The sequence below is a fragment of the uncultured Thiodictyon sp. genome (assembly GCF_903828115.1).
Lineage (GTDB): Bacteria > Pseudomonadota > Gammaproteobacteria > Chromatiales > Chromatiaceae > Thiodictyon.
Window position 1 is genome coordinate 20,499 of sequence record NZ_CAIKKU010000439.1, and the last position, 9,777, is coordinate 30,275.

Annotated in this window: 9 protein-coding genes and 1 tRNA gene; 5 read left to right on the top strand and 5 right to left on the bottom strand. The window is 66.6% G+C overall.

What is annotated here, in order from left to right:
* Positions 1 to 43: 43 nt before the first annotated feature.
* From brxC to QZY48_RS16100, 5 genes are read right to left on the bottom strand one after another with little or no spacing between them, the layout of a single operon-like run.
* Positions 44 to 3,769 (bottom strand): BREX system P-loop protein BrxC, encoded by a 3,726-nt coding sequence (gene brxC, locus QZY48_RS16080; protein ID WP_295432664.1) that lies wholly within the window; start codon positions 3,767 to 3,769, stop codon positions 44 to 46.
* A complete protein-coding gene (locus QZY48_RS16085) occupies positions 3,766 to 4,353 on the bottom strand; it encodes a BREX protein BrxB domain-containing protein (RefSeq protein ID WP_295432668.1) in 588 nt (195 codons plus the stop codon). The genes brxC and QZY48_RS16085 overlap by 4 nt, the downstream gene beginning before the upstream one ends.
* Positions 4,325 to 5,137, bottom strand: a complete 813-nt coding sequence (locus QZY48_RS16090) for a BrxA family protein (RefSeq protein WP_295432671.1) — start codon at positions 5,135 to 5,137, stop codon at positions 4,325 to 4,327. Before QZY48_RS16090 ends, QZY48_RS16085 begins: the two co-directional genes overlap by 29 nt.
* A complete protein-coding gene (locus tag QZY48_RS16095) occupies positions 5,134 to 5,634 on the bottom strand; it encodes a BrxE family protein (RefSeq protein WP_366929710.1) in 501 nt (166 codons plus the stop codon). Before QZY48_RS16095 ends, QZY48_RS16090 begins: the two co-directional genes overlap by 4 nt.
* The gene (locus tag QZY48_RS16100; protein ID WP_295432673.1) at positions 5,631 to 5,873 is read right to left on the bottom strand and encodes a helix-turn-helix domain-containing protein; all 243 of its coding nucleotides are present in this window, start codon (positions 5,871 to 5,873) and stop codon (positions 5,631 to 5,633) included. The genes QZY48_RS16095 and QZY48_RS16100 overlap by 4 nt, the downstream gene beginning before the upstream one ends.
* Before the next feature lie 262 nt (positions 5,874 to 6,135).
* On the opposite strand from QZY48_RS16100, the gene QZY48_RS16105 reads away from it, so the two are divergent.
* From QZY48_RS16105 to rplT, 5 genes are all read left to right on the top strand, one after another.
* Positions 6,136 to 6,212 (top strand) — tRNA-Val (locus QZY48_RS16105).
* Positions 6,213 to 6,369: 157 nt separating this feature from the next.
* Positions 6,370 to 8,292 carry a threonine--tRNA ligase gene (gene thrS / locus QZY48_RS16110; protein WP_295432676.1) on the top strand — a complete coding sequence of 641 codons (1,923 nt, stop codon included), beginning with the start codon at positions 6,370 to 6,372 and terminating at the stop codon, positions 8,290 to 8,292.
* A gap of 167 nt (positions 8,293 to 8,459) precedes the next feature.
* Entirely contained in the window at positions 8,460 to 8,993 is a 534-nt protein-coding gene (infC, locus tag QZY48_RS16115) for a translation initiation factor IF-3 (protein ID WP_100921370.1), read from the top strand.
* 33 nt (positions 8,994 to 9,026) lie between these two features.
* Positions 9,027 to 9,221 (top strand): 50S ribosomal protein L35, encoded by a 195-nt coding sequence (gene rpmI / locus QZY48_RS16120; protein ID WP_100921369.1) that lies wholly within the window; start codon positions 9,027 to 9,029, stop codon positions 9,219 to 9,221.
* A 25-nt stretch (positions 9,222 to 9,246) separates the two neighbouring features.
* Complete coding sequence (gene rplT, locus QZY48_RS16125; RefSeq protein WP_100921368.1) at positions 9,247 to 9,606, top strand: 50S ribosomal protein L20; 360 nt, start codon at positions 9,247 to 9,249, stop codon at positions 9,604 to 9,606.
* Positions 9,607 to 9,777 lie beyond the last annotated feature (171 nt).

Genomic DNA, 9,777 nt, shown 5'->3' on the forward strand with positions numbered 1-9,777 from the left:
GCGATGCCGGATGAGGGAATCCAAAGCTGGAATTGCTGCATGTTCAAAGGTCCCTGGATTTCAATTGGGGTACGCCCTGGTGGTCCACGATGCGGATCGGACCGAGCTCGACCAACTCGACGAGCCGGCGGCGCAGACCCTGGACCCAATCGTCGATGTCCTTTGGGTTGTCGAGGGTTGACGTGGGCAGCAGCTCGCCGAGCCTCACCCGCTGGATGTTCGAGTCGCCGGGGTCCTTGGTCTCGTTGCCTTCATCGGCGGCACTGGATGGCAGGCGTCGCAAGACCTCGGCTCGGCAGTCGGCAAGCGTCGCCGGCAGCCGTGCCAGGCGCGTGAGCAGTCGGCGCAGTTCGGCGGCGAGGTTGCCGACAGCGGGCTCCGGCGGCAGGTCGCCACCGTTCAGACGCTGCACAATGGCCTCGCGGTCATCGGCGTCGAGTGCGCCCCACTCGGGCATGGCCTGCAAGGCGTCTAACCCCTTGCGGATCTCGGCTGCCAGCCCGGCGTGCTGTCCCAGATAGGCGGCGCGGGCCGACTGCTCGAGCGCCAGTAAGGCCCCGCGCAGGTCCGCCATCCGCTCCGGGAAGCGCTCGCCGGCGAGCGCCTCATCGATGGTCTGAAGGGGCTCCGGGGCCGCGGCATCGAGGTCGGGGAACAGATCCGCCAACTCGATCAGGTCGCGGCGCAAGGCCGCCGCCCGGCGGATGCTCTCCTCACCGCCGCCGTCCAGGCACTTCACGGCCTCGCGGGCCCAACTGACATCGGCCGAGGGGTCGCGGTCGGGGGCGCCGAGGATGCTCGCGGCGCCGCCGGCATCCTCCTGCAGCAGGTCAGAGCAGCCCTCGATCACCTGGCGGGCGCGCTCCTCGCCCGGGAGCCCGAGCAGCCGCAGCCGGTCGGGCAGGGACCCGACCGTTTCCATCAGCGGCGGCACCGCAGAGCGCACGGCGCGGCTGATGTGATCCTCCAGCGGCAGGACCTCGACACCGAACAGGGTCTCCAGCACCCGCGCCGCGCGGTCCAGGGCCTCGATGGGGGGCTTGGACCCACGCAGGGCCAGGCCGACGCGGTTGAAGGATGCGGTGTTGTGGAAGGCCTCGACGGCCCCTGGTCCCGGGGTTCGCAGCACGCCCGCGGGGGTATGCACCTCGATCTCGCCGGCCGCGAGCAGTGCGGCGAACAGGTAGCGGGTGGTGTCTTTGAACCAGCCATAGGGCGGTGCGGCGAACAGGTCCTGGACGAAGGCACCCTGCAGCCGACCGGTGCCGGCGGCCTCGACCCGCTCGGAGAAGGCGCGCAGGGCCTCGGACAGGGGCGGCTGCGTGGTCTTTACCCGCGGGTGACCGGTGCGGGTCTCGACCAGGGCCAGCGGGTCGCGGTCACGGGGCATCCGGTCGAGCCGATCCTGTTCCAGAAACCGGACCGCCTGGTTGGTCTTGGCCGCCAGGGGCGCATGACGGAAGGCGGGGAAGACCTGGGCCGCGGCGCCCGCCAGGATGGCGTTGCAGGCACCGATGAGTCCGTCCGGGTCGTATTCGCGGACCGGTCGGGCCAGACCGCGGAAGACGAAGTCGCCGTCGCGCATGGCGGTGGTCAGGCGCGCCTTGGCGGCCTCGTGCAGCCGTTGCAGCCGCCGCCGCTCCGCGCGGATGTACTGGGCGACATCGCGGTCGGCCTCGTGTTCCGGGGTGGTGCGTGCGAGATGGGCGGAGCGGCACGCCTCCTCCAGCAGTGCCTCCAGGTCCTGTGGCCAGGTCACGAGCCACAGGATCGTCGCCTGCCAGTCGGCGCGGCTGCGCGTCTCGTTCTGCAGCTCCGCGAGCCGCCGCGCGCGCGCCTCGCTCGACACCGGTTCGAGGAGAAAGCGCAGGTCCGCGCCTTCCCCGGTCACCGGCAGGCGGTCCAGGGACAGGCCCGCGCGGACGGTCTTGACCGTCTCCAGCCGGGTCTCGGGCTCCGGATCGAACAGCAGGCGCAGCAGTTCGACCTGGACCTGGCGCCGTTCGGCGCCGGTCGGGCGGTGGGCGTCACGCTGGTGCTGAAGCGGACGGATCTTATCGCTCAGGAACAGGTAGCCCGGGGCGGCGCGCTGATCGCTGTCCTGCTCGCCGCCCAGCTCGACGAGGCCCAATTCGCGGGTCTCGACGAGCCGCGCGAGCACCTCGCGTACCGGTTCCACCAAGGGCGCAGCGTCGACCGCCGGGTAGAGTACGGCCGCGAGGTTCTCGGCGGTGCGCGGGAAGTCGTCGAGCGGTTGCAGCGCGGCAATCGCCTTCGCCACGCGCACCGCGATGGGGTCCTTGCCGAAGCCCGGGTGCGCCTGCACGCGGGCGACACCTTCGACGACGTGGGGCAGTTCCTTGCCGATGTCGGCGCGCAGCGTGTCGAAGATATCGTCGGCACAGGCGAGTCGCTTGACGGGCCGGTCGGCGATGGGCATCACCCCCGGCGGCAGTGCATTGGATACGTCGACCAGCAGGTCCTGGACGACCCGGATGGCAGAGCGCAGCCCGGTGCCGCCGGTGCGGCGGGCGAGCCTGCGGATCAGGGCCATGACCAGGTCGAAGTGCAGCGGCAGGAAGGGGTATAGGGCGGCGAAGTGGTCGGCGTCGAGCGCGGCGGCGCCGCTGGCGCCGAAGCCCTCGACCCGTGTCTGCAACCGCAGGACCTCACCCTCTGTACTGAAGGTCTCCTTGAGTAGCCGCTCGGCCTGCGGGCGCTTGGTCAGCAGGCGTTTCTGCGTGATCTCCTTGATGTCCGCGGCGTCCAGCTCGATGCCGATCGGGAAGCGATCACGCAGGCGATAGAGCTCGGCGGAGTTGAGGATCGCCTTCTCGACGATCTCGTTCAAGGTCTGCTGCGCGGTGGCGACGAGCCACACCTTGCCCCGGCCGATCTCCTTGAAGCTGCGTACCAGACCGTCCAGGTTGAGCATCAGGTCGGTGCGCGGGGCCACGTACTGGCCGACCTCGTCAACCAGGAAGAGGATCTGCTCGCGGCCGGTCTTGGCCTGCAGGAGCCGGATCATGCGCTCCGCCAACTCGGAGACCTTGAGTCGTTCCTGGAAGTGCTGGCCGCGGAAACTCTCCGGTGTGGGGAAGTCGTCGCCGAGGAAGGATGGGACCAACTGCGCCGCCCGTGCCGGGCCGATCAGCGGGTCGTTGTGGACCTCCTGCCATTCGCCTTTGCCGGGGAAACGCGCGCGATACGCCGCCCGGAAGGCGTCGAGTCGGCCTTGCTCGTCGAGCCTCACCTCGACGTCGGCGAGCTTGGGTACCCCGGAATAGCCGACGTGTTGGAGCACCTTCGCATAGAGGACATTGGTAATCGGTACCGCGGTGCTTTCGACCAACTGATCGCGGGCGAGATCGAGCAGAATCACCGTCGCCGGGAAGTTGGCGGCCGTGGTCCGATACAGTTGCTGGAGATCGGGCGCCTGGAAGTGGGCCACCAGCCGATCCATGAACGGAACCTGGTCGACGCGCCGGTCCGGGTCCAACGCGAAGCCTAAGTACTTGGTGAACGAGCTCTTGCCGGAACCGTAAAAGCCGGATACCCAGAGCCCGACCTCGGTCACATCGCCCAGGCGCACGCCCGCGTCATAGACCTCGATGAAGCGGCGAAACGACTCCTCCAGGCGCTCCGTGACGACATATTCAGCGATCTCCCGGGCCAGGCGGGCGGGGTCGTCGGCGGTGTAGTCGATGACCTTCTCGATCGGGCGGTCGATTGGCCGCTGGTCGGAGAAGAGGTCGCGGATCGTTTTCATGCCTCGCCACCGATGATGCCCGAATGCTGGTAATGCGGGTCCTCGGCATAGAAGCCGAGAAAGCGCAGGCCGAACTGACCGACCTTGGTGCCCGGATAGAAGATCACGGTCGGACTGGCGACGCGATCATGGACCAATGCCTCCAGGGTTCTGACGCGGAAAAAGGGATGCAGCAAGGCCGCGTCCGTGAGGAGGAGGAGTCGGTTAGCCTCTGCGCGCGACACGAGATCCCGGATGGCGGGCGCGATGCCTGACCCGAGTGCGTCGCTCTTTGTACTCAAGGCATTGCGGACGGCACCGATGACATCTTCGGTGGAGCCCGCTGGTTCCTCCTCAAGCCAGGTCTCCCAGCTCCCGGAGGCATCGATGACCTGCCACATGATCTCGGCGATCGACTGGACGTGCACGCGCCATCCATCCTCTTCCAGCCTGGCGCGCCAGCGCGGGAGGGCGCGCATCAGCTCGGCCGTTTCCTCCGGCCGATGGACGAACGGATACAACGGATCCGCACTGGTGGGATTCAGGCGATCCACCGCGCCGAGCCTTGAGCGCAAATTAAGGAAGCTCGATTCGAGCGAGGACATCCAACGCCTCCGCCATGCTTGGGCAGGCCCAGGTGATTTGTGTGACACTGCCCGCGGCCTGGATCTCCCAGAGTGCCGGACCGGCCAGATGGGCGATGCGCTCGCGCGTGCGGGCCTCGTCAAGCGTCCAGGTCTGCCAGTCCGGGTGGGACAGTAGCCGTGAGTCAGAGTGGCCGGTGAAGTGCAAGTCATGGGCCAGCCAGGCCACGGCGAGACCCGTCGGCGTGAAGGGCAGCAACTCGCGAACACCGCGCCGATTCGGCCCGGCCAGGCCGAACTCGGTCAGTTGTCGGAGCACATGCTGGGCGACGCTGGTCTTGACGCCCGCGGTCCATGGTCGCGCCATACGACCAGCGGCCTCCTGGTCTTCGAGGAAGCGTACCAGGCTCGGCGTTTCTACATAGTCCCGGCCCGTCGCCCTCCGGTCGGCGGCATAGACGCTGATCGACTCCCTCAGCACCACATCGGCGCGGGCCGCGTAAAGCAGACAAAGGTCCGTGAACCAGCGGCCGTTGCCCTTTGCCTGCAGCAGCCGCTTGAGAGGTTGGGCGGCGGGGTGCTCGCCGCCGAGGAAGCGCTGATTGAAGGCGTGGGCCACCACATCGTCGCTGCGACTCGCGGTGGCCTTGCCCAGCAGCGCCTGCTCCCGGACGCGGCGACGCAGGTCGGCAGTGGATTCACCGGGCGTCCATACACGCAGCAGCGCCTTCGTCTCCTCGACGAGGCCCGTGGCCTTGATCGCCCTGGCCGTATAGCGCGGGTTGCACCCGAGCGGCCCGTTCATGCCTCGACCTCGAAGTAGGGAATCGCCCGTTGCCCGGAACGCGCGGCGCCCGCGTAGATCCGAGCCATATCGGCCACGGCGGCAGCGAGGCGAGTCCGCTGGGCGCGTCCTACCGAGCAGGGGCCAGCGGGGCCGGGGGAGCCGTCCGGCGGCCCCAACGCGTCGAGCGCGGCGAGCAGATCTTCCTGCGTCCCGTGCACTGTGGGCAGATCGAGCCCCTGCGCGAGATGATGCGCAAGGCTGTCTTCCTGCGTGCTTGGCAGGCGAAACAGATGGACGGTTGCAGGCCCGAGCCGCTCGTCGTGGTCGCGCCGGGCCGCGATGGTAACGGACTCAAGGGCCGCCCGGATTGCGGTTCGTGGAAAGGGAATGGCCAACCGACGCAGCCCGATCTCATCGGTGAAGCGGCAGGGCCACCAGCCGACACGTTCCCCCAAGGCCCCGACGAGGAAGCGAAGCTGAAGGAGAGACACCGCAACCGTTGCACGCCGACTCACGTTGCGCCCCCGTCGTGTGAGCCCGCTCGCGCCGTCTTGCCGTGGGCCAAGGGTGTGGAATCAGCGGCCGCGCCGCCCTGTCGTACCCACTCGTCGACCTCGGAGATTTTCAGCTTCCAGAGTCGGCCCATGCGGTGCGCGGGTAGCCCTTTCTGCTCGATCCATCGGTAGACCGAGTCCTTGGCCACCCCGAGGTGCTTGGCGGCTTCCTCAACCGAGCCCCAGGGTTCTGCGGTCAACTCAAACTCCTCCTGCGGTGGCGGTCGTCGATCTCCGGGGCGAACGGGCTCCTGAGACGTTAAGGGGCGGGACGCTAGCACGTTGGGCGAGGTCATTCAATCCTGGATGAAAGTCGGTTATACAGGATGAAACTCGACGAAACAAAGTGAGGAGGGTGTGGCTCGCCGTTCTTCGGGCGCGTCCGCGGCAGTTTCCGGCGCACCGGAAAATTGGATTTGCCAAGCCCCCCAACCATCGGTAGAATTGTGGGCTGTTGACGACAGGCGCGTAGCTCAGCTGGTTAGAGCACCACCTTGACATGGTGGGGGTCGTTGGTTCGAGTCCAATCGCGCCTACCAATCTCTCTGCCGCCGGCTACCGGCCCAGCCCCCGCCGCTCTACAGCGTGCCGGGGGCTTGCGGCCGTTAGTCGGCGGTGTTCGTTTCGGTCCTCGCCGGGGGCCGCCGTCATGTGATCTTTGGTAGCGATCACCACTGAATCGTAAGGATTGTCCCCATGCCCCAGATCAGCCTTCCCGACGGTTCGGTCCGTCCCTTCGATGTCCCGGTGTCCGTGTATCAGGTGGCCGCTGCCATCGGCCCCGGTCTCGCCAAGGCGGCGCTCGCCGGGCGGGTGGACGGGCGTCTGGTCGATACCTCCTATGTGATCGCGGACGACGCGACCCTTGCCATCGTCACCGCCAAGGACGAGGCCGACGCGCTGGAACTGCTGCGCCACGACGCCGCCCATGTGATGGCCCAGGCGGTGCAGGAACTGTTCCCCGGCACCCAGGTGACCATCGGCCCGGCGATCGAGAACGGCTTCTACTACGACTTCGCCCGCGCTGAGCCCTTCGTCCCGGAGGACCTGGAGAAGATCGAGGCGCGGATGCACGAGATCGTCACGCGCGATCTGCCGATCACCCGCGAGGTGATGGACCGCGACGAGGCCAAGCGCGTCTTCGCGGCCCTGGGCGAGACCTACAAGGTCGAGATCATCGAGGACATCATCCCGGTCGGGGAGGAGGTTTCGATCTACCGCCAGGGCGACTGGTTCGATGTCTGCCGCGGTCCGCACCTGCCCGGCACCGGCAAGTTGGGCGAGGGCTTCAAGCTCACCAAGGTGGCCGGCGCCTACTGGCGCGGCGATTCAAAGAACGCCCAGCTCCAGCGTATCTACGGCACCGCCTGGCGCGACAAGAAGGAACTGCGTGCCTACCTCACCCGCCTGGAGGAGGCCGAAAAGCGCGACCACCGCAAGCTCGGCCGGCAACTCGACCTCTTCCACTTCCAGGACGAGGCCCCGGGGATGGCCTTCTGGCACCATAAGGGCCGGATCATCTATCGCCTGGCCGAGCAGTACATGCGCGAGAAGCTCGCGGAGTACGGCTACGAGGAGGTCGAGACGCCGCAGGTCCTGGACCGCTCGCTCTGGGAGCGCTCCGGCCACTGGGACAAGTTTGCGGGCGGCATGTTCACCACCCAGTTGGACGAACACGACTACGCGATCAAGCCCATGAACTGCCCGGGGCATATCCAGCTCTACAACCAGGGGTTGAAGAGCTACCGGGACCTGCCGCTGCGCCTGGCCGAGTTCGGGGTGGTGCACCGCTACGAGCCGTCCGGGACCCTGCACGGGCTGATGCGCGCGCGCCGCTTCACGCAGGACGACGCCCACATCTTCTGTACCGAGGACCAGCTCCAGGCCGAGGTGGCGACCCTGATCGACATGGTCTTCGAGACCTATCGGGACTTCGGTTTCGAGCAGGTGGCGCTGGCCCTGTCGCTGCGCCCCGACCAGCGGGTCGGCAGCGACGACCTGTGGGACAAGGGCGAGGCGGCCCTGGACAAGGCATTGCGCGACAAGGGCCTGGAGTTCAAGGTCCAGCCGGGCGAGGGCGCCTTCTACGGCCCCAAGATCGAATTTACCCTGCACGACAGCATCGGGCGGGCCTGGCAGTGCGGTACCATCCAGGTCGACTTCTCCATGCCCGGGCGGCTCGGGGCGCACTACATCGCCGAGGACAACGCCAAGGCGACCCCGGTGATGATCCACCGCGCCGTCCTGGGGTCGGTGGAGCGTTTCATCGGCATCCTGATCGAGCACTACGCCGGGCTGCTGCCGCTGTGGCTGTCGCCGGTGCAGGCGGTGGTGCTCAATATCACCGACGCCCAGGCACCCTATGTGACCGAGGTGACTAACGCCTTGCGCAAAAAGGGCTTCCGTGTGGATGCGGACTTGAGAAACGAGAAGATCGGCTTTAAGATTCGCGCCCACACGCTGCAACGGGTACCCTATCTGCTGATCCTGGGTGATCGCGAGGTGGAGGCCCGGACGCTGACGGTGCGTGACCGTAAGGGTCAGGACCTGGGCTCCTTCGCGCTCGACGCCTTTGCGCAGCGCTTGGGCGACGAGGTCGCGCGGCGGGTGCACGACTGAGCCCCCCACGGGTCCGCGCGGCGGCGCGGCCAGGGGCGGAAGTTTTTTGCGGCGGTGACAGGCAGTCACCGCCCGGCGGGCCAGACCTCCATCGGGGGTCGGACGTCCGCAACGCGGGCCGGGGTTGATCCCGGCCGCCGGACAGGGACGGCCTTTTTTCTATCCTTGTGGAGGAACCTGCAATCGCTGCACCAAAGAGAAACCGCGTCAATCGCGAAATCAACATCCCGGAAGTAAGGTTGATCGGCGCGGATGGCAACCAGGTTGGGGTCGTACGGGTCCGCGAGGCCCTGGAGATGGCGGAAGAGGCGGGGATGGATCTCGTGGAGATAGTCCCGACCGCCGAACCCCCGGTCTGCCGTCTCATGGACTACGGCAAGTTCCGCTTCGACCAGAAAAAGAAGCAGAACGAGGCCAAGAAGAAGCAGAAGCAGGTCCAGATCAAGGAGATCAAGTTTCGCCCAGGGACGGACGAAGGGGACTATCAGGTCAAACTGCGCAACCTGATCCGTTTCCTGGAAGAAGGGGACAAGGCGAAGGTCACCATGCGTTTTCGCGGGCGTGAACATGCGCACCGTGAGCTTGGGCTGGAATTGCTCAAGCGGGTGGAGACCGACCTCGCCCCGCACAGCATCGTGGAACAACAACCCCAGATGGAAGGACGCCAGATGGTGATGGTGCTGGGCCCCAAAAAACACTAAATAATAAACGTTTGCAAATCGCGAAGTGAGAATATGCCCAAGATCAAGACCAATCGCGGGGCGGCGAAGCGCTTTAAGCGCACGTCCTCCGGCGTCAAGTGCTACTCCTCCTTTCGGCGGCACATCCTGACCAAGAAGACGACCAAGCGGAAGCGTCAACTGCGCTCCGCCAAGTTGATTCATGCGTCGGATCTCAAGTCCGCGCGGCGGATGATCCCCTACTGCTGATCGCACCTGATACCGGAGAACAACGATGCCACGCGTCAAACGGGGCGTAACCGCTCACGCCCGTCACAAGAAGATCATGAAGCAGGCGAAGGGCTACTACGGTGCCCGCAGCCGAGTCTTTCGTGTCGCCAAGCAGGCGGTCATCAAGGCCGGTCAATACGCCTATCGTGACCGCCGCCAGAAGAAGCGCCAGTTCCGCGCCCTGTGGATCGCCCGTATCAATGCGGCGGCCCGCGAGAATGGACTCTCCTACAGCCGGCTGATCAACGGTCTGAAACTGGCCGGGGTCGAGGTGGACCGCAAGATGCTTGCGGACATCGCCTATCATGACTCGGTCGCCTTCGGCGCTATCGCCGAGCAGGCTAAGGGCGCTTTGGCGGCATGAGATCCGGGGGCCGGCGGGGCCTGAAAGGTCCCGCTGGTCCTTGAAAAAAATGAAGGGAAAGGCCTGGTCTTTCCCTTTTTTGTTCTCCCGGTCGGGCGCGGGTGCGATCATTAGCGTCGGCATTGACTGAATGGGCGGCGCTCGGTCCGCACAGCGGACCCTACGGGCGCA

Excerpts from the sequence above, each read along its gene's own strand:
- rpmI (WP_100921369.1), top strand. The coding sequence starts at position 9,027 with ATGCCCAAGATCAAGACCAATCGCGGGGCGGCGAAGCGCTTTAAGCGC.
- brxC (WP_295432664.1), bottom strand. The coding sequence starts at position 3,769 with ATGAAAACGATCCGCGACCTCTTCTCCGACCAGCGGCCAATCGACCGC.
- QZY48_RS16085 (WP_295432668.1), bottom strand. The coding sequence starts at position 4,353 with ATGTCCTCGCTCGAATCGAGCTTCCTTAATTTGCGCTCAAGGCTCGGC.
- rplT (WP_100921368.1), top strand. The coding sequence starts at position 9,247 with ATGCCACGCGTCAAACGGGGCGTAACCGCTCACGCCCGTCACAAGAAG.
- thrS (WP_295432676.1), top strand. The coding sequence starts at position 6,370 with ATGCCCCAGATCAGCCTTCCCGACGGTTCGGTCCGTCCCTTCGATGTC.
- QZY48_RS16090 (WP_295432671.1), bottom strand. The coding sequence starts at position 5,137 with ATGAACGGGCCGCTCGGGTGCAACCCGCGCTATACGGCCAGGGCGATC.